This is a genomic window from Hydrogenophaga sp., from assembly GCF_028698005.1.
Lineage (GTDB): Bacteria > Pseudomonadota > Gammaproteobacteria > Burkholderiales > Burkholderiaceae_C > Hydrogenophaga.
On the sequence record NZ_JAQVEJ010000008.1, the window covers coordinates 16319 to 33907 of the forward strand.

The window sequence follows — 17589 nt, forward strand, 5'->3', positions numbered from 1 at the left end:
CATGGATGCCTTGCCCGACTACGCCGAGCTGCTGTGCTGCTCCAACTTCACTTTCCTGCGTGGTGCCAGCCACCCGGAAGAACTGGTCACTCGTGCCAAGGCGCTGGGCTACCGGGCGCTGGCGGTCACCGACGAATGCTCCATGGCGGGCATCGCGCGGGCACACGTGGCCGCCAGGCGGCACCGGCTGCCACTGATCGTCGGCAGCCAGTTTCGGGTGGAACCCGAGCCGGCGGTGCCAGGAGGGTTCACCCTGGTCTTGCTGGCCACGAGTCTGGAGGGCTATGGCAACCTGTGCGAGTTCATCACACGCTTGCGCCGTCGCTCGGGCAAGGGCCGCTACCGGCTGGCGCGGGGGGACATCGACCCCGGCGCACTGGCCGACTGTCTGGCGATTGCCGTGCCCGACCACGGTTGCGCGCAGGCGGTGGCCGATGCCATCGCGCGCTGGCTGCTCGGCCACTTCATGGGCCGCTGCTGGCTGGGTGTGGCGCAGCGGCTGTGGCTGGGCGATGCGCTGCATGTGCACCGCCTGCGCCAGAGCAGCGCCCTGACGGCGGTTCCCCTGGTGGCGGTGGGGGATGTGCTCATGCATGTGCGCTCCCGCAAACCATTGCAGGATGTGCTGACGGCCATCCGCATCGGTCGTCCGGTGGCCGAGTGCGGTTACGCGCTGGCCCCCAATGCCGAGCAGCACCTGCGCTCGCGTCTGCGGCTGGGGCAGTGCTTTGACCGCGACCTGCTGGAGCAGACCCTGGTGGTGGCACAGTGCTGCGGCAACTGGTCGCTCGATGCCTTGCGCTACCAGTACCCGGACGAGGTGGTGCCAGCGGGTGCCACGCCGGCCAGCCATCTGCGTGCGCTGACCATCGAGGGCGCAGCGCGGCGCTGGCCCGAAGGGGTGCCGGCACCGGTGCGCCGGCAAATCGAACACGAGCTGGCGCTCATTGTCGAACTGGGTTACGAGCACTACTTCCTGACCGTCCACGACATCGTGGACCATGCGCGCAGGCAGGGCATTCTGTGCCAGGGTCGCGGGTCGGCGGCGAACAGTGTGGTCTGCTATTGCCTGGGCATCACCGAAGTCGATCCCGCCCGTGCTTCGGTGCTGTTCGAGCGCTTCATTTCCCGGGAGCGCAATGAGCCGCCCGATATCGACGTCGATTTCGAGCACGAGCGACGCGAGGAGGTCATCCAGTACCTGTATGCCAAGTATGGCCGCGATCGTGCTGCACTGGCGGCCACCGTCATCAGCTACCGCCCACGCAGTGCGTTGCGTGATGTGGGCAAGGCACTGGGTTTTGGCGAAGCCGTGCTGGCACGGCTGTCCAGCGGGCATCGCTGGTGGAGCGAGGACGGTCTGTCCGAGGCCCGCCTGCGCGAAGCCGGGCTGGACCCGCAGAGCTGGCTGGTACAGCAACTGGTGGCGTTGGTACGGCAACTGCTGGGTTTCCCGCGCCACCTGTCGCAGCACACGGGTGGCTTCGTGCTCACGAGGGGGCCGCTGGCGCGCCTGGTGCCCATCGAGAATGCGGCCATGCCGAACCGCACCGTGATCGAATGGGACAAGGACGATCTCGATGCCATGGGCCTGCTCAAGGTCGATGTGCTGGCGCTGGGCATGCTGACGGCACTGCGGCGGTCGCTGGACCTGATCGGCCAGTGGCGCGGGTCACCCATGTGTCTGCAGGACATTCCCGACCGGGACGATGCCACCTACGACATGATCTGCGCCGCAGACACGGTGGGCGTGTTCCAGATCGAAAGCCGTGCGCAGATGAGCATGCTGCCGCGCTTGCGGCCACGCCAGTTCTACGACCTCGTTGTCGAGGTCGCGCTGGTGCGGCCCGGGCCGATCCAGGGGGGTGCGGTGCATCCCTATCTGCGACGCAGGCAGGGTCTGGAGCCGATCGATTACCCCAAGGGTCTCGAGGCCGCGCTCAAGCGCACACTGGGCGTGCCGGTGTTCCAGGAGCAGTGCATGCAGATCGCCATCATCGCCGCCGATTTCACGCCCGGTGAGGCCGACGCGCTGCGCCGGGCCATGGGCTCGTGGCGGCGTACCGGAGGCCTGGGTGACCACGAACGCCGGCTGGTCGACGGTATGACCCGCAACGGCTACCCGGCCGACTTCGCGCAGCGTGTGGTCGAGCAGATCAAGGGTTTTTCCAGCTACGGCTTTCCCGAAAGCCACGCGGTCAGCTTCGCGCTGCTGGTCTACGACAGCGCGTGGATCAAACGCCACCACCCGGCCGAATTCCTGGCTGCGCTGCTCAACAGCCAGCCGCTGGGTTTTTACACCCCGGGGCAACTGGTGCAGGATGCCCGGCGCCACGGTGTCGAGGTGCGTCCTGCCGACGTGGTCCACAGCGGCTGGGACTGCACGCTGGAGCCGCGCACCGACAGCGATGCGCCTGCCGTGCGCCTGGGGTTGCGCCTGGCCGACGGTGTGACGAAGACCGAGGCCTTGCGCATCATGGACGCCCGCGACCGTGGCGGCCCGTTTTCCGATACCGAAGACCTGGCGCTGCGTGCCGGCCTCGACCAGGCCTGCCTGCAGCACCTGGCCGCGGCCGATGCGCTGGCCTCGCTCAGCGGCCATCGGCGCCAGCAGATGTGGGCGGCCGCCGGTTTGCGCGCTGCGCCCGCCTTGCTGCGCGGCAGTCCGGTGCACGAGACCGCGCTGACCCTGCCCGAGGCACCGGAAGGCGAGGCCATCGTCTGGGACTACGCCAGCCTGGGCCTGACCCTGCGCCGCCACCCGCTGGCCCTGCTGCGCGAGCGCCTGCAGGCGCGCCGCTTCATGACGGCGGCCGCGCTGCGGGAGGTGCCCGATGGCCGGTTGGCGCGCGCCTGCGGCATCGTCACCGGACGCCAGCAGCCGGGCACGTCCAAGGGTGTGGTGTTCGTGACGCTGGAGGACGAAACCGGCACGGTGCAGGTCGTGGTCTGGCGCCACGTGCGCGAACGCCAGCGCGCCGAGCTGATCGGCTCGCGCCTGCTGGCCGTGCACGGCGTGTGGCAGCGCCAGGGCGGTGTCTGTCATCTGGTCGCCGGGCGCCTTGAAGACCTGACGCCGCTGCTGGGCCGACTGGCGACGCAGAGCAGGGACTTCCACTGAGTGCGCGATGCCGTACCGGTTTGCCCGTGCCTGGCCATGGCGCCTCCCGGGTTTGCCGGATCCCTGATCGGGAACTGGGTGGCCCGGACACGCCCGGGGGCAAAAGTCGGTAATCTGCCGGGTTTGCCTGGTCGAGTACGCCGCCCACCTGTCCCGTGCGCCGGCAACCTGGCCTGGCGGGCTGTGTGGCGCCATGGCGGCTGTACCGCCGCCGTCATGCCCGACACCCGGAAGACATCCCAGAAACCTGATCAACGAGGAGCTGCTTTGCCACTGCCCACTCCCCAACCCCGCACCCAGGTGCATACCCGCCGTGTCGAGTACCGGGGGTTTCAGCGTGACGATGGCCTGTGGGACATCGAAGGCGAAATGATCGACACCAAGCCGCACGCGGTCGAGATCAAAGGCGAGGGTGAATGGAAGGCCGGCCAGCCGATCCACCACATGCTGATCCGCGTCACTATCGATGACACCATGGTGATCCGCGACATCGCAGCCTCCATGGAGGCACACCCGCATGCACCATGCCCCGACGCCGTACGGCCCATGCAGGGCCTGATCGGCGAAACCCTGGGCAAGGGCTGGCGCCGGACGATCGAGCGCCACCTGGGTGGGACCGTGGGCTGCACCCACCTGCGCGAGCTGTTGTTCAACCTGGCGACCGCGGCCTTCCAGGCGAGAGCGGGCGCCTTCGCGCCGTCCCCGGATGGCCGCCCGCCCATGCACCTGGGTCAATGCCACGCCTGGGCCTTTGACGGCCCGGTGGTGCAGAAGGTCTACCCGATGTTCTTCAACTGGAAGCCCAAGGCCCTGGCACCCTGATCTCCGCCCATTTCCCGAAGGTTCGAAGCCCCTGCGAACGACGTGACGGTGACCCTGCCACGTCGGCGCGGGGTTTTTCTACACCATCAGGTCAGTCGCTGTGGACTTGGGGAAGTCGGAGGCAGGCTCCAGCCCCTCGAAAGGCAGCGTGAAGAAGAAGGTGCAACCCTGGTCGGGCGCCGTTTCCGCCCAGATCCGCCCACCGTGCCGTTCGATGATGCGCTGCGACAGCGCCAGACCGGTGCCGTTGCCCTCGTAGTCCATCGAGTGGTGCTGGCGCTGGAACATCACAAACAGGTTGTGCGCCTTCTCCAGGTCGAAGCCCACGCCGTTGTCGCGGATGTAGAACGTGCGCCCCTCCACCGGCGAGACCTGCCAGCCCACCCGGATCGTGGCCTGGGGGCGCGTGCGGGTGAATTTGACCGAGTTGTCCAGCAGATTGCCGAATACCTCGGCCAGCAGCATCGCATCGCCACGCACCACGGGCAGGTCCTGATCGATCATCCACTCGATACGACGCTGCGGGTTGTCCTGCTTGAGGTGGCGGATGACGCCGTCGACCAGCGGGCCCAGTGGCACCGGCTGGGCCTCGATGGCGACGCGGCCCAGCCGGGCATACTCCAGCAGACCTTCGATCATCAGGCCCATGCGCCTGCTGGCCTTGGTGATGGCGTCGAGGTACTGGGCCGCGACCGGGTCCGGGTGCTCGCCCACATGCTCCTGCAACAAGCCCACGTAACTGCTGATGTGGCGCAGCGGCGCACGCAGATCGTGCGACACCATGTGCGAAAACACGTCCAGATCCTTGTTCGCCGCCACCAACTGCTGCGTGCGCTCGACCACACGCTTTTCCAGCTCCTTGTTGAGGTCGTTCATCACGTCCTCCAGATGCTTGGCGGCCGTCATGTCGCGCGTGATCACCGACAGGCCCTGCAATTCATCCCGCTCGTTGCGCAGCGCCGTCACGATGGAGTGGGCCCAGAAACGCGAGCCATCTTCGCGCATCCCCCAGCCCCGTGATTCCCATTGCCCGTTCGCCACCGCCTGAAACAGCACCTGTTCGGAATCGGTTGCCTCATCGTCGCTGGCCATCAGGTGCGTGAACGCCTGGCCCGCGATCTGCTGGCGTTCATGGCCGTACATGCGCTGGGCGCTGTCGCTCCATTCCGTGATCCGTCCTTCTTCGTCGATGAAGTAGATGCAATAGTCCTGGATCGTGTCGATCATCAGGCGATAGCGCTGCTCGCTGCGAAACAGCTCCGAGGTGTGCTCGCGCACCCGCTCGGCAAGGTCACGGTTGGCCTCCAGCACGAATTCCTCGGTGCGCCGGCGATCGCTGATGTCGTGCAGCTCGACAAAAAAGCCCTCGGCCGAACCGTTCTGTATGTCCGGGATGTAGTGGATTTCATAAAAGCAGCTCTGGCCATCGGGGCCGGGGCGCTCCACCTCGAAAGTCTGTGCCTCGCCGTTGAGCGCGTTGGCGATGCGCGGCAGGATCTCGGGCAGGTCGTCGGGGCGGACCATCTGGTTCAGGTAGGCGCCGACCATCTCATGGGGCTGCTTGCCATGGTGCGCGGCGTGGGCCGAGTTGGAAAACCGGCAGATCAGGTCCTTGTCGTAGTAGGCCAGCCGGGCGGGAATGCGGTCGGCGATGGTCTGTGCGATGCCACCGTGCGAGGCCATGCGTGCCTCGTTGGCGTATCGGCTGCTGATATCGACCACGGTCGTGTTGCTGCAGATGAACTGGCCATGGCCATCGCGCACAGCCGACGAAGTCAGCAGCGCGTGAAAGCGGCTGCCATCCTTGCGCACAACCGCCAGTTCGATCAGTTCTGTCCGGTTGGCTTCACCCAGCATGCTCAGCCGCGCGACGACCAGATCGCGAAGGTCCGGATCGATCAGGTCCAGCGCACTCGTGCCGAGCAATTCCTCGCGGCGGTAACCCAGCCAGTTCAGCAAAGTCTGGTTGATCTTGACCAGACGGAACTCGCGATCCAGTGACAGGTGGCCGCAGGGCGCCTGGTCGTACAGCGCCTCGGCTTGTACCAGGCGGTCGTGCAGGTCTGGATCTCGGGCGTCTGATGGGGCATCCGTCGGGTCGAGATTGACGGGTGTGTGCATGGTTCTGGGCTCCAGGTCTTGTCCATCCGGTCAGGCAATGCGGCCCGTGAGCAGATACAGGCCGCTGCGTCAGCAAACACTCAGGGCCTGGAACGTGCCGGCAACCACCTGGTGACAGTGCCAGACACATAGAGACATAGGCCCCGGGGCACCAGTCTCGGGGCTTTGCGTAGGGCCGTCAACCCTGGCGCGGCGCCCTAGCCGAGGCCGGCGGCCGCACGCAACGCCTGCGCCTTGTCCGTGCGTTCCCAGGAGAACTCCGGTTCCTCACGACCAAAGTGGCCGTAGGCGGCGGTCTTCTCATAAATCGGACGCAGCAGATCCAGCATCTGGATGATGCCCTTGGGGCGCAGATCGAAGTGGGCGCGCACCAACTCGGCAATCTTCTCGTCGGGGATGACGCCGGTGCCTTCGGTGTAGACCGTGATGTTCATCGGGTGTGCCACGCCGATGGCGTAGGCCACCTGGACCTGGCATTGGCGTGCCAGACCGGCGGCCACCACATTCTTGGCCACGTAGCGTGCAGCGTAGGCGGCACTGCGGTCCACCTTGGTCGGATCCTTGCCACTGAAGGCGCCGCCACCGTGCGGGCAGGCACCACCGTAGGTGTCGACGATGATCTTGCGACCGGTCAGGCCGCAGTCGCCCTGCGGGCCGCCGATGACGAAGCGGCCTGTGGGATTGATCAGGTACTTGGTGTCCTGGATCCATTCCTTGGGCAGTACCGGCTTGATGATCTCCTCGATCACCGCCTCGATGAAGCTGGCCTTCATCTTCGTGGCCGTTTCGCTCTGGTCGGGGCTGTGCTGGGTGGACAGCACCACGGTGTCGATGCTGTGCGGCTTGCCATCCACGTAGCGCATGGTGACCTGGCTCTTGGCGTCCGGGCGCAGGAAAGGCAGGCGACCATCCTTGCGCAACTGTGCCTGGCGCTCGACCAGCCGGTGCGCGTAGTAGATGGGGGCGGGCATCAGCTCGGGCGTCTCATCGCACGCGTAACCGAACATCAGACCCTGGTCGCCGGCACCGGTGTTGAGGTGGTCATCCGACGCGTGGTCCACGCCCTGGGCGATGTCGTTGCTCTGTTTGTCGTAGGCCACCAGCACCGCGCAGCCCTTGTAGTCGATGCCATACTCGGTGTTGTCGTAGCCGATGCGCTTGATGGTGTCGCGTGCGATCTGGATGTAGTCGACGTGTGCGTTGGTGGTGATCTCGCCAGCCAGCACCACCAGGCCGGTGTTGGTCAAGGTCTCGGCGGCCACGCGGGAGCGCGGGTCCTGCGCCAAGATCGCATCCAGAATGGCGTCGGAGATCTGGTCCGCCACCTTGTCGGGATGGCCTTCGGACACGGATTCGGACGTGAAGAGAAAATCGCTCGCCATGTAAACTCCTGATCAGTGGTCAATCGGCGTTGCCGCTTTGTCAGGGTCGGCGAACGCTTTAGCGGCATTTGTGAATCGCCCCGCAATCAGTTCAGCAACTCGGCGATGCCCCCATTCTAATGCCAAGCCTGTTTCGTTTTTTCTCCCTGCTGCCCTTGTGGCTGACGCATGCGATCGGCTGCCTGATGGGCTGGATCACCTGGGCCTGCTCGCCCACCTATCGCCGCCGCTTCGCGGCCAACAGCGCGCAGGCGGGCTACCGCTTTGCCGAGGTGCGCGCCGCCGTCGGCCACGCCGGCCGCATGGTGGCTGAGCTGCCGCGCCTGTGGCTGCGCGACACGCCGGTCAATGCCATGCACGGCACCGAGGTGGTGGAAGCGGCTTGGGCGCGCGGCAAGGGCATCCTGTTCCTGACTCCGCACCTGGGCAGCTTCGAGCTGTCGGTGCAGGGTGCGGCAGCGCGCTGGTCGGCTCAGCGCGGGCCGATCACCGTTCTCTACCGTCCGGCCCGCCAGCCCTGGCTGGCCCAGATGATGCTGACGGCACGCAACCGCAGCGGTATTCAGGCTGTGCCCACCACACTGGCCGGCGTGCGCCAGATGATCAAGGCCTTGCGCCGGGGCGAGGCCGTGGGCCTGTTGCCGGACCAGGTGCCACCACAGGGGCAGGGCCTGTGGGCACCGTTCTTCGGTAAAAATGCCTACTCGATGACCCTGGCCGCGCGGCTGGCGCTGCAGACCGGCGCCACCGTGGTGCTGGCCCGTTGTGAGCGTCTGCCTGCGGGGAGGGGGTTCGTGTTGTTTTTCGAACCGTTGCCGGCACCGCTGAAGCCGCAGCTGGAGCAGGCGGTCGTGCAGATCAACGAGGCCATGGAGCACCTTATCCGTCAGTGCCCCACCCAGTATTTGTGGGGCTATGGACGCTACAAGCAACCGCGCGCCGAGGCGCCGGCGCCTGCCGAGCAGGGGGGCGAGGCATGAGCTGGAGCAAACTGGGCGTGGGCCTGATGCGTTGGCTGGCCTGGCTGCCACTGCCCGTGCTGCGTGCACTGGGGTGGGTGCTGGGGCGTGTGTTGTATGTGCTGGCGGCACCGCGCCGCAAGGTGGTGCTGCGCAACCTGGCGATGTGCTTTCCCGACATGACGGACGCGAGGCGCCGGTCGCTGGCGCGCCAGACGTTCGTGGTGTTCTGCCAGACCTTTCTGGATCGCAGCTGGCTGTGGTTCGGTCCCGAGGCGCTGGTACGCCGTCGCGTGAAGCTGACAGGCGCCGTGGACGTGCTGGCGGGCGACACCCCCACCATCGTCTTTGCCCCCCACTTCTACGGCATGGACGCCGGTGGGCTGGCACTGCCGCTGCACACGTCGCGCGAATTCACCTCCATTTTCGCCACCAACCCCGATCCGGTGCTCGACGCCTGGTTCATGGCGGGGCGCCAGCGCTTCGGCAACGTGCGCATGCTCAACCGCGCCGATGGCGTCAAGCCCATCATCGCCTGCCTGCGCAAGGGCGGGTTGCTGTACCTGCTGCCTGATCTGGACCACGGGCCCCAGGCGTCGGTGTTTGTGCCGTTCTTTGCCGTCCCGCAGGCTGCCACGGTGCCGTCGCTGTCGCGCTTTGCCCGGCTGGGCAAGGCCCAGGTGGTGGCGCTGTATACCCGCATGACGGCGCAAGGCTATGTGGCCGAGCTCACGCCTGTGTGGCAGGACTTTCCCAGCAGCGACGTGGTGGCCGACACCGTACGCATGAACCGGGAACTGGAAGCGGCGATTCGCACCATGCCCGAGCAGTACTATTGGGTCCACAAGCGCTTCAAGACCCGGCCCGAGGGGGAGCCCTATCCCTACTGAGGATCGGCGGCCGGTCCGTTTTCCGAACCGTTGCCGGGCTCCGTTGCCGGTGGATGACCCCAGTCCCACAGCAGGCAGGCCACCTCGTCCAGCCCCTGCTTTTTGAGGGCGGAGAACAACATGGCCTGGCCGCCGCCACACTGCAGCCGCGCGATCGACAACGCTTTCTGGGCTTCGGCGTGGTTGAGCTTGTCGGCCTTGGTCAGCAGCACGAGGAACCGCAGGCCTTGCTCGACCCGGGGCCGGATGATCTCCAGCAGGGCCTCGTCCAGCTCCGTCAGGCCCAGGCGGGGGTCGCACAGCAGCACCACGCCCTTGAGGTTGGGGCGGGTGACCAGGTAGTTGGCCATCACGCGCTGCCAGCGCAGCTTGGCCGCCTGGGGCACGGCGGCATAGCCATAGCCCGGCAGATCGGCCAGCACCGTGTCCGTCACGCCCTGCTTGCCCAGCGCGAACAGGTTGATGCTTTGGGTCCGGCCGGGTGTCTTGGAGGCGAACGCCAGCCGTTTCTGCTGGGTCAGGGTGTTGATCGAGGTCGACTTGCCCGCGTTCGAGCGGCCAACGAAGGCGATCTCGGGCACATCCAGTACCGGCAGGTGATCAAGCTGCGGGGCTGTCGTCAGAAAGCGCGCCGTGTGCAGCCACGCATGGGCCTGCTTGGGGTCGGGGCGGGCCGGGTGGCTGGTGTCGGCAGGTGCCGCTGGGGGGAGGTGTTTGGTCATTTCGGGGTATGGGATGCCGGCCATTGTAAAATCAGCGAGGTTTGACCGAATAACTGAAACTCCAACCGATTCCGTCGCACGAGCGACGTCCGCCCCCGACATGAAATTGAACGCATCCCTTCTTTGCGCCGCGGCCGCGGCAACCTTGTCGTTCAGCGTGCAGGCCCAGACGGCCAAGCCCGACCTGGCCAAGGGAGCGGCGCTGTTCGGTCAGGTCTGTGTGGCCTGCCATGCAGCCGATGGCAACTCGACCACGCCGGAAAACCCCAAGCTGGCGGGCCAGCATCCGGAGTACCTGGTCAAGCAACTGCGGGAATTCAAGTCGGGCAAGCGCAGCAATGCCATCATGTCCGGCTTTGCCGCCACGCTGTCTGACGACGACATGCGCAATATCGCCGCGTGGCTGTCCGGCCAGGTGGCCAAGACCGGGGCCGCCACCGACAAGGATCTGGTCCGCCTGGGCGAACGCATTTACCGCGGCGGTATCGCCGACCGCCAGATCGCTGCCTGCGCGGGCTGCCACAGCCCCAACGGGGCCGGCATTCCGGCCCAGTACCCGGCCCTGTCCGGCCAGCATGCCGGCTACACCGAGGCCCAACTCAAGGCTTTCCGCGACGGCGCACGCGTGAACAACGCCCAGATGACCGGCGTGGCCGCCAAGATGAACGATCGCGAGATCAAGGCCGTTGCCGACTACATCGCCGGCTTGCGCTGAGCCAGAAATCACCGCGGTGGCCAAGGGTTAATAAGCCATCATTGATATAGACCGGCAGAATGCGGGGCGCTGCATGGGCGCACATTGAACTGCCGGTCGAATGACAAGTCATAACAGGGCGTGTTCTGGCCGCATCCAGAAGCGCCCTGTTTGCCATTTCAGCCCCGCCATGACCGTAACCTCCCCGGATCTTTCCTCGCGCAGCGGCGCCGACCGCCTGAGGGACATCACCGAACTGCTGTCGTCGATGCGATTTGCGATCGCGCTGCTGACGGTGATCTGCATTGCTTCGGTGGTGGGCACCGTGGTCAAGCAGCACGAACCGCTCAACAACTACGTCAACCAGTTCGGTCCATTCTGGGCGGACATCTTCGACAAGCTCCACCTGTATGCCGTCTACAGTGCCTGGTGGTTCCTGTTGATCCTGGCGTTTCTGGTGATCAGCACCAGCCTGTGCATTGCCCGCAACACGCCGAAAATCCTGGTCGATCTGAAGGCGTACAAGGAAAACATCCGCGAGCAGAGCTTCAAGGCCTTTCCCCATCGGGCCGAGTCCGATCTGGCCGAGTCGCCGGAAGCGGCCGCGCACCGCATGGGCCAGGCCCTGATCGGGGCGGGCTGGAAGGTCCGGCTGCAGGCCCGCGAAACGCCGCACGGCGAGGGCTGGATGGTGGCGGCCAAGACCGGTGCCGCGAACAAGCTGGGGTACTTGGCGGCGCACGGTGCCATCGTGCTGGTCTGCATCGGTGGCCTGCTCGATGGTGACCTGTTCGTGCGGGCGCAGATGTGGTTCAACGGCAAGGAGGCCTACCTGGGCGGTGGCATGATCGCCGATGTGCCGGCCAAGCACCGCCTGTCGCCCTCGAACCCGACCTTCCGCGGCAACCTGCTGGTCACCGAGGGCACCTCGTCCGGCACCGCCATCCTGGCGCAGCCGCAAGGCGTGATCCTGCAGGATCTGCCGTTTTCGGTCGAACTCAAGAAGTTCATCGTCGAGTACTACGACACGGGCATGCCCAAGCTGTTCGCCAGCGATATCGTGATCCATGACCACGAAACCGGCGAAAAAAAGGACGCCCGCGTCGAGGTCAACCACCCGGCCCAGCACCGCGGCATCAACATCTACCAGTCGAGTTTCGACGATGGGGGTTCGCGCGTGCGCCTCAAGGCGCTGCCCATCAACGCCCCGACCCGGCCGTTCGAGGTCACGGGCACGATCGGCACATCCACGGTGCTGACGGACGGTGACGACAGGATGACGCTGGAGTTCACCGGTTTGCGCGTCATCAACGTCGAGAACTTTTCGGGCCAGGGCGAGGCCGGCATCGACGTGCGCAAGGTTGATCTGCGCGAGGCCATCGAAAGCCGTCTGGGCTCGGGCCACAAGACGGTGTCGGAGCGGACACTGCGCAACGTGGGTCCCAGCATCAGCTACAAGCTGCGTGATGCCGCCGGACAGGCCGTCGAGTACCACAACTACATGCTGCCCATCGAGCTGGACGGCTCGCGGGTCTATCTGCTGGGCATGCGCGAGATGCCGTCCGAGCCCTTCCGCTACCTGCGCGTGCCGGTGGACGAGCAGGATGGCCTGGGCGGGTTCGTCCGTTTGCGCGCGGCGCTCGCCGACCCGGCCATGCGCGCCGATGCCGTGCGCCGCTACGCCGCCGGTGCTGTCGAAGACGGGCGACCCGAGCTGATCGAGGCGCTGGCCTTGTCAGCGACCCGCGCGTTGAACCTGTTCGCGGGTGCCGAGCCAGCGCCCATCCCGCCCGGCGCCCCGGCGGGCCTGCCGCCAGCCAAGGGCGGGCTGCCGGCCGTGTCGTCCTTCCTCGAAACCAATGTGCCCGAGGCCGAGCGCGAGCGCGCGAGTACCGTGCTGGTGCGCATTCTCAACGGCACCCTGTTCGAGCTGATGCAACTCAGCCGCGAACGGGCCGGGCTGCCCGTGCAGGCGCTGGACGATCCCATGCAGCAGCGCATGGCGCTGATGGTCATGGCCTTGAGTGACAGCTTCTTTTACCCGGCGCCCATGGCATTTGAACTGGTCGATTTCGACCATGTCCAGGCCAGCGTCTTTCAGGTGGCACGGGCACCCGGCCAGAACGTGGTCTATCTGGGCTGCGTCTTGCTGATTGCCGGCGTTTTTGCCATGCTCTACGTGCGTGAACGCCGCGTGTGGGTCTGGCTCAGGCCGCAAGGGGCCGGCGCCCACGCCACGATGGCCCTGTCCACCAACCGCAAGACCCTCGACGCGGACAAGGAGTTCGGATTGTTGAAGACCCAATTGTTGAAGGGGCAGGCATGACTACCGCCACGCGCACCATTGACCTCAAGCGCAGCCGCGACGGGCAGGATGACCCGTCAGGCTATTTCGCCCGCCGCACGATCGGGGACTGGTTGTTTGCCGCGCTGGTGCTGGCCGGTGCGGTCTGGGCCTTTGCCCACTACCGCGGGGCCATGGACATCTATGAGAAGTGGATCCTGGCCGGCGCCGCGCCGGCGCTGATCTGGCTGGGCTGGTTCTGGCGTCCGATGCGGACCCTGATGCTGGTGGTCGCCGCGCTGTCGCTGCTGGCCATCCAGCTGTACCTGGGGCCATCGGGCACGGCCGACCTGGCGCGTGCCGATCAGGTCTTCCTGCTCAAGTATTTCATCTCAAGCCAGTCGGCCATCCTGTGGATGAGCATGCTGTTCTTCATGAGCACCGCCTTCTATTGGGTGGGCATGCTCACCCGTGCCGGTACGGCCTTCGAGGTGCTCGGCACCCGCGTGGCCTGGATGGCGGTGACGCTGGCCCTGGTGGGCACCATGGTGCGCTGGTTCGAAAGCCACCAGATCGGCCCGGACATTGGCCACATTCCCGTCAGCAACCTGTATGAGGTGTTCGTGCTGTTTTGCTGGATGACGGCGGCGTTCTACCTCTATTACGAGGACCAGTACAGGACACGCGCCATGGGCGCCTTCGTGATGCTGGTGGTCAGCGCGGCGGTCGGCTTCCTGCTGTGGTACACCGTGGTGCGCGAGGCACACCAGATCCAGCCGCTGGTGCCGGCCCTCAAGAGCTGGTGGATGAAACTCCATGTGCCGGCCAACTTCGTCGGTTATGGCACCTTCGCGCTGGCCGCGATGCTGGCCTTCGCCTACCTGATCAAGCAAAGCGCGGGCGAGGCCCGCTGGTACCGGCTCGCGCCGTTGTGGGTGCTGGGCATCGTGCTGTGCCTGGAGCCGATCGTGTTCCGCCAGGATGCGCTCGACAAGGGCGCCAGCTACTGGTTCGTGTACTTCGGCATCTCGGCGCTGATCGTCGGCGGCATCCTGGCCGGGCGCCGCCGCATCGCCGAGCGCCTGCCCAGTTTCACGGTGCTCGACGACGTGATGTACAAGGCCATTGCGGTCGGCTTCGCCTTCTTCACCATCGCGACGGTGCTCGGTGCCTTCTGGGCCGCCGAGGCCTGGGGTGGCTACTGGAGCTGGGATCCGAAGGAAACCTGGGCCCTGATCGTCTGGCTCAATTACGCCGCCTGGCTGCACATGCGCCTGATGAAGGGGCTGCGCGGCACGGTGGCCGCCTGGTGGGCGCTGGTGGGGCTGGCGGTGACCACGTTCGCCTTCCTGGGCGTCAACATGTTTCTCTCCGGCCTGCACAGCTACGGCGAACTCTGAGCGACAGCCGGCCCGGTGACGATGCAACCGGGCGGCATGAAACCGATCCAAGGGAGTGAATGCACCGACGGCGGGCAGGGGCGGGCTTGCTGATGAAAGGAGCGCCACCATGTGGATTGTTCGATCGCGTGACCAGGGTTTTGTCCATCCGCATGCCGGTGACATCACGCCGCGCACGCTGTATGTGAACCGCCGGGCGTGGTTGCGCGGCGCAGCGGCTGCGGGCGCCATGGGCATCGCCGGCGGCGGCTTGACCGCCTGGGCGCAGACCGGCCGGCCGGGCCGGCTCGCCCCGCTGCCGGGGGTCAGCTCCGGTGTCCCGGGCGGTACGACGATGGAGAAAATCACCGCCTACCAGGACGCCACCAGCTACAACAACTACTACGAATTTGGCACGGACAAGGGCGATCCGGCACGCCATGCCCACAAGCTCAAAACCACGCCCTGGACCATCACCGTCGAGGGGCTGGTGGCCAGGCCGGCGACGTTGGCGCTGGAAGACCTGCTCAGGCTGGCGCCCATGGAGGAGCGCATCTACCGCCTGCGTTGTGTCGAGGGTTGGTCCATGGTGATCCCCTGGGTGGGGTATTCGCTGGCTGCGCTGCTGCGGAAGGTCGAGCCGCTGGGCAGTGCGAAATACGTGGAATTCGTGACCCTGGCCGATCCGCAAACCATGCCTTACATCGGTTCGCACATTCTGTCGTGGCCCTACACCGAGGGATTGCGTCTCGACGAAGCCCTGCACCCGCTGACCTTGCTGGCCTTTGGCATGTATGGCGAGATCCTGCCCAACCAGAACGGTGCGCCGGTGCGCCTGGTCGTGCCCTGGAAGTACGGCTTCAAGAGTGCCAAGAGCATCGTGACCGTGCGCCTGACCGAAAAACCACCCGCCACGGCCTGGAACAAGGCGGCAGCGCACGAATACGGCTTCTATTCCAACGTCAACCCCGATGTACCCCACCCGCGGTGGAGCCAGGCGACGGAGCGGCGCATCGGCGAAGACGGACTGTTCGCCAAGAAGCGCAAGACCCTGCTGTTCAACGGCTACGAGGCGCAGGTGGGTCAGCTGTATGCGGGGATGGACTTGCGCAAGAACTTCTGATGCCAGGGCCGGGGCCTTATCTGCTGCATCCGGTGGCGAAGCCTCTGGTCTTCTCGCTGACGCTGCTGCCCTTTTTGTGGCTCCTGTATGGCGCGGCGGCCGACCTGCTGGGGCCCAACCCTGCCGAGCACCTGATCCGCTCCACGGGTCAGTGGGCCCTGCGCTGCCTCTGCCTCACGCTGGCCGTGACACCGCTGCGCGTGTTGCTGGGGCAGCCTGCGCTGGCGCGCTTCAGGCGCATGGCCGGGCTCTTTGTGTTTTTTTATGCCGTGCTGCACGTGCTCTGCTACGCCTGGTTCGACATGGGGTTCGAGTGGCTGGAGATCGTCCGCGACATTGCCAGACGCCCGTTCATCCTGGTGGGGTTCGCCGCTTTCGTGCTGTTGCTGCCGCTGGCCGCGACCTCGTTCAACCGCGCTATCCGCGCGCTGGGTCCCGTGCGCTGGCGGGCCCTGCACCGGCTGGTCCATGCCGTGGCCGGGCTGGCCATCCTGCACTTTTTCTGGATGCGTGCCGGCAAGCGCGACTTCACCGAGGTGGCGGTGTATGCCGCCATCCTGGGGGCATTGCTGGCATGGCGACTGTGGCACCGCTGGCGTGCCACCCGGGCGAAGGTCCTCAGCTGAGTCCGCGCTCGAGTCGCAACTGGTCGGCCACGCTTTCGCGCTGGCGGATCAGTCGTGTCCGGTCGCCATCCACCAGCACCTCGGCCGCCCGTCCGCGGGTGTTGTAGTTGCTCGCCATGCTCATGCAATAGGCGCCGGCCGACAGCACGGCCAGCAGATCGCCGGGTTGTACGGCCAGATCGCGGTCACGGCCGAGCCAGTCACCGCTCTCGCAGACCGGGCCGACCACATCCCAGGTCCGGGGCTCGGCGGGCGACGGCTGGAGCGGCACGATCCGGTGATAGGCCTCGTACATGGCGGGTCGGGGCAGATCGTTCATCGCCGCATCGACGATGAGGAAATTCTTGTGTTCACCGGGTTTGAGGTACAGCACCTCGGTCAGGCAAACCCCGGCATTGCCGACCAGGGACCGGCCGGGTTCGATGAAAATCTTGCGGTGGCCGTGACCCCGTGCGTCCATGCGGGCCAGTAGCAACTGCCACAAATGGTCGGCTGCCGGAGGCGCGTCGTCGGCATAGTCGATGCCCAGACCGCCGCCGAAATCGACGTGCCTGATCGGCACGCCCGCCGCCTCGATCGCTTCGACCAGGTCCAGCACCCGGTCCATGGCATCCAGGTAAGGTCCGGGGTCGGTGATCTGTGAGCCGATGTGGCAATCGATACCTGCCACGGACAACCCCCGGCAGGCCGCGGCATGGCGGTAGGTGTCCACGACCCGCTCATGGGCGATGCCGAACTTGTTGCCCTTGAGCCCGGTGGAGATGTAGGGGTGGGTCTTCGCATCGACGTTCGGGTTGACACGGATGCTGACCGGGGCGCGCACGCCCATGTCGCAGGCCACGGCATCGAGCACGTCCAGCTCGGCCTCACTCTCGACATTGAAGCAACCAATGCCGGCCTCCAGCGCTCGCCGCATCTCGGCCCGGGTCTTGCCGACACCGGAGAAGATGATCTTTGCCGGCTCGCAGCCCGCCGCCAGCGCGCGTTCCAGCTCGCCGCCGGAGACGATGTCCAGCCCGCAACCGGCCCGCACCAGTGTCTCGATGACAGCCAGGTTGGCGTTGGCCTTCATCGCGTAGCAGATCAGGTGCGGTCGGCCGGCCAGTCCGCGCTGGTACGCGGACAGCGCATCGAGCATGGCCGCCCGGCTGTAGACGAACAGAGGGGTGCCATGTTCGCGGGCCAGTGAAGACAGCGGCACCTGCTCGAACATGAGCTGACCGTCCTGGCGGTGCAGGTAGGGGGGGAGCTTGGCGTCCATCGGGAAAGCCGGCCGTGGAAAGCGGCCGGGCACTTGTCGGTGGGGTTATTCGGTCGCCGGCGTGTTGACGTTGGCGCCGGTGTCGAGCTGCTCGGGGTCCACGGCGGGTGGCGTCTGCTTGGCGCGCGCGGGGGCTGTGGCCTGCTCGGGCACCGGCAGGTACAGCGGCCCTCGTTGACCGCAGCCAGCCAGCAACCCGGTCAGC

General features: G+C 66.3%; 14 protein-coding genes. 9 read left to right on the top strand and 5 right to left on the bottom strand.

What is annotated here, in order from left to right; translation table 11 throughout:
• Position 1: 1 nt before the first annotated feature.
• Together PHQ87_RS01835 and PHQ87_RS01840 are read left to right on the top strand one after the other, a co-directional pair.
• Entirely contained in the window at positions 2–3121 is a 3120-nt protein-coding gene (locus PHQ87_RS01835) for an error-prone DNA polymerase (RefSeq protein WP_300230606.1), read from the top strand.
• A gap of 267 nt (positions 3122–3388) precedes the next feature.
• Positions 3389–3943, top strand: coding sequence for a DUF2889 domain-containing protein (locus tag PHQ87_RS01840; protein WP_300230608.1), 555 nt, complete (start codon positions 3389–3391; stop codon positions 3941–3943).
• A 78-nt stretch (positions 3944–4021) separates the two neighbouring features.
• Here PHQ87_RS01840 and PHQ87_RS01845 read toward each other — a convergent pair whose 3' ends face one another.
• Together PHQ87_RS01845 and metK are read right to left on the bottom strand one after the other, a co-directional pair.
• Positions 4022–6064, bottom strand: a complete 2043-nt coding sequence (locus tag PHQ87_RS01845) for a PAS domain S-box protein (protein WP_300230610.1) — start codon at positions 6062–6064, stop codon at positions 4022–4024.
• A 197-nt stretch (positions 6065–6261) separates the two neighbouring features.
• Positions 6262–7446, bottom strand: a complete 1185-nt coding sequence (gene metK, locus PHQ87_RS01850) for a methionine adenosyltransferase (RefSeq protein ID WP_300230612.1) — start codon at positions 7444–7446, stop codon at positions 6262–6264.
• 119 nt (positions 7447–7565) lie between these two features.
• On the opposite strand from metK, the gene PHQ87_RS01855 reads away from it, so the two are divergent.
• Complete coding sequence (locus PHQ87_RS01855) at positions 7566–8426, top strand: lysophospholipid acyltransferase family protein (RefSeq protein ID WP_300230614.1); 861 nt, start codon at positions 7566–7568, stop codon at positions 8424–8426.
• Positions 8423–9295: a lipid A biosynthesis acyltransferase gene (locus PHQ87_RS01860; protein WP_300230616.1), complete on the top strand. Its 873-nt coding sequence runs from the start codon at positions 8423–8425 to the stop codon at positions 9293–9295. The genes PHQ87_RS01855 and PHQ87_RS01860 overlap by 4 nt, the downstream gene beginning before the upstream one ends.
• Here the strand turns inward: PHQ87_RS01860 and yihA are convergent.
• Complete coding sequence (gene yihA / locus PHQ87_RS01865) at positions 9289–10017, bottom strand: ribosome biogenesis GTP-binding protein YihA/YsxC (RefSeq protein WP_300230618.1); 729 nt, start codon at positions 10015–10017, stop codon at positions 9289–9291. The two genes, PHQ87_RS01860 and yihA, sit on opposite strands and share 7 nt — an antisense overlap.
• A gap of 100 nt (positions 10018–10117) precedes the next feature.
• Between yihA and PHQ87_RS01870 the strand changes: the two genes are divergently transcribed.
• The 5 genes from PHQ87_RS01870 (at position 10118) to PHQ87_RS01890 (ending at position 16123) form a co-directional block, all read left to right on the top strand.
• Complete coding sequence (locus PHQ87_RS01870; protein WP_300230620.1) at positions 10118–10732, top strand: c-type cytochrome; 615 nt, start codon at positions 10118–10120, stop codon at positions 10730–10732.
• 169 nt (positions 10733–10901) lie between these two features.
• Positions 10902–13037 carry a cytochrome c biogenesis protein ResB gene (locus PHQ87_RS01875; protein WP_300230623.1) on the top strand — a complete coding sequence of 712 codons (2136 nt, stop codon included), beginning with the start codon at positions 10902–10904 and terminating at the stop codon, positions 13035–13037.
• Complete coding sequence (gene ccsB, locus PHQ87_RS01880; RefSeq protein WP_300230624.1) at positions 13034–14395, top strand: c-type cytochrome biogenesis protein CcsB; 1362 nt, start codon at positions 13034–13036, stop codon at positions 14393–14395. Before PHQ87_RS01875 ends, ccsB begins: the two co-directional genes overlap by 4 nt.
• 109 nt (positions 14396–14504) lie before the next feature.
• Positions 14505–15497: a protein-methionine-sulfoxide reductase catalytic subunit MsrP gene (gene msrP, locus PHQ87_RS01885; protein ID WP_300230626.1), complete on the top strand. Its 993-nt coding sequence runs from the start codon at positions 14505–14507 to the stop codon at positions 15495–15497.
• Positions 15497–16123, top strand: coding sequence for a protein-methionine-sulfoxide reductase heme-binding subunit MsrQ (locus PHQ87_RS01890; RefSeq protein WP_300230628.1), 627 nt, complete (start codon positions 15497–15499; stop codon positions 16121–16123). The genes msrP and PHQ87_RS01890 overlap by 1 nt, the downstream gene beginning before the upstream one ends.
• On the opposite strand, the gene lysA is transcribed toward PHQ87_RS01890, so the two are convergent.
• Both lysA and PHQ87_RS01900 read right to left on the bottom strand, forming a co-directional pair.
• Entirely contained in the window at positions 16116–17384 is a 1269-nt protein-coding gene (lysA, locus tag PHQ87_RS01895) for a diaminopimelate decarboxylase (RefSeq protein WP_300230630.1), read from the bottom strand. The genes PHQ87_RS01890 and lysA overlap by 8 nt on opposite strands.
• 45 nt (positions 17385–17429) lie before the next feature.
• A complete protein-coding gene (locus tag PHQ87_RS01900; protein WP_300230646.1) occupies positions 17430–17588 on the bottom strand; it encodes a lipoprotein in 159 nt (52 codons plus the stop codon).
• Between the last annotated feature and the right edge of the window lies 1 nt (position 17589).

What these genes read in the sequence shown, in the direction of transcription:
- metK (WP_300230612.1), bottom strand. Translation starts at nt 7,446, where the DNA reads ATGGCGAGCGATTTTCTCTTCACGTCCGAATCCGTGTCCGAAGGCCAT.
- lysA (WP_300230630.1), bottom strand. Translation starts at nt 17,384, where the DNA reads ATGGACGCCAAGCTCCCCCCCTACCTGCACCGCCAGGACGGTCAGCTC.
- msrP (WP_300230626.1), top strand. Translation starts at nt 14,505, where the DNA reads ATGTGGATTGTTCGATCGCGTGACCAGGGTTTTGTCCATCCGCATGCC.
- PHQ87_RS01875 (WP_300230623.1), top strand. Translation starts at nt 10,902, where the DNA reads ATGACCGTAACCTCCCCGGATCTTTCCTCGCGCAGCGGCGCCGACCGC.
- ccsB (WP_300230624.1), top strand. Translation starts at nt 13,034, where the DNA reads ATGACTACCGCCACGCGCACCATTGACCTCAAGCGCAGCCGCGACGGG.
- PHQ87_RS01890 (WP_300230628.1), top strand. Translation starts at nt 15,497, where the DNA reads ATGCCAGGGCCGGGGCCTTATCTGCTGCATCCGGTGGCGAAGCCTCTG.
- PHQ87_RS01855 (WP_300230614.1), top strand. Translation starts at nt 7,566, where the DNA reads ATGCCAAGCCTGTTTCGTTTTTTCTCCCTGCTGCCCTTGTGGCTGACG.
- PHQ87_RS01845 (WP_300230610.1), bottom strand. Translation starts at nt 6,064, where the DNA reads ATGCACACACCCGTCAATCTCGACCCGACGGATGCCCCATCAGACGCC.
- PHQ87_RS01835 (WP_300230606.1), top strand. Translation starts at nt 2, where the DNA reads ATGGATGCCTTGCCCGACTACGCCGAGCTGCTGTGCTGCTCCAACTTC.
- PHQ87_RS01870 (WP_300230620.1), top strand. Translation starts at nt 10,118, where the DNA reads ATGAAATTGAACGCATCCCTTCTTTGCGCCGCGGCCGCGGCAACCTTG.
- PHQ87_RS01860 (WP_300230616.1), top strand. Translation starts at nt 8,423, where the DNA reads ATGAGCTGGAGCAAACTGGGCGTGGGCCTGATGCGTTGGCTGGCCTGG.
- yihA (WP_300230618.1), bottom strand. Translation starts at nt 10,017, where the DNA reads ATGACCAAACACCTCCCCCCAGCGGCACCTGCCGACACCAGCCACCCG.